The following is a 1,038-nucleotide window of genomic DNA, read 5'->3' as shown; positions in this document are numbered from 1 at the left end:
CGCCGATTTCGTCTACGCCCGACTGCAGACCGGCAGCGATGACAATCCCGACTGCTATACGCCGAAAGGCCTCGATGAATGGGCCGCGCGGGTAAAGACCTGGGCGCAAGGCAAGCAGCCGGCCGACCTGCGGCGCGCCGACCCCGCCACCGATGCGCCGGTCAAGCCGCGCGACGTGTTCGTTTACTTCATCACCGAGGGCAAGGTGCGCGCGCCGTTCGGCGCCATGGCACTGATGAAGCGAGTGGACCAGGGTCAACCGGTGCCCTGACGCAGCGGAATCATGGCATCTTCGCCACCGTCGTAACCTTATCGATACCTCCTTGCTGCATGAATCCAGCCAGACCAGTCGCAGATCTGGGCCGCCACGGGCAAGGACGAGGGGCATGTCGCTCGACTACACTTCACTTCTCCTGGCTGTCGGTTTTTCCGCGGCCTGCCTGAGCCTGACATTGTTCGGCATGTGGCTGACCGCTCGCTCGGAGAAATTCCTGCTGACATGGGCGATCAGCCTGGTGTTCGTGGTCGGCGATATTTTTGTCTATGACGCTTATATCGACATGCCCGGGCGCCTGCTGGGCATCGCCACGCTGGCTTTCCTCCTGCTCGGTTTCTCGACAATGCTGGGCGCGGCCTACCAGTTTAGAACCGGCGGCTCGCCAGTGCCCCGAACTGTACTTGGCAGCGCCATTTCGCTGGCCGTGACGTTGCCTCCCATGGCTCTAGGCTATGACGGGCTGGGCTTCATGTTCGAAAATGCCTTCGCCGCCTTGCTTCTGTTCGCAACGGCGGTCGAATACTGGAAGGGCCGCGACGAAGCCCCTGCCCTGACGATCGGTATCACCGCGCTCTATTCTGCCACGGCCGCATCCTTCGCTCTCTGCGCCATGGTTTTAGCCTTGGATGGAAAGCTGGTCCTTGGACATGCGCCAAGCAACTGGGCCGAGGAACTGAGCCTCATCATCGTCATCGCCAGCATGACCGGGATTGGAGCGCTTTCCCTGGCCCTGAATCAGGGACGCTTGGCCCGGCATCACC

At 61.9% G+C, this 1,038-nt stretch carries 1 protein-coding gene and 1 pseudogene; both read left to right on the top strand.

Translation table 11 applies throughout. The features are described 5' to 3' along the window. A partial coding sequence (locus tag EOA22_RS34930) for a DUF72 domain-containing protein (protein ID WP_127390680.1) occupies positions 1–271 on the top strand: 271 nt, incomplete at its 5' end. Between the two features lie 115 nt (positions 272–386). After that, positions 387–1,038, top strand: a pseudogene (locus EOA22_RS34925) (GGDEF domain-containing protein); the annotation flags it as partial.

This window comes from Mesorhizobium sp. M7A.F.Ca.US.014.04.1.1 (assembly GCF_003998745.1).
Taxonomy (GTDB): domain Bacteria; phylum Pseudomonadota; class Alphaproteobacteria; order Rhizobiales; family Rhizobiaceae; genus Mesorhizobium; species Mesorhizobium ciceri.
The sequence above is the reverse complement of the archived record's forward strand: the minus strand, read 5'-3'. Positions and strand labels throughout refer to the sequence as shown.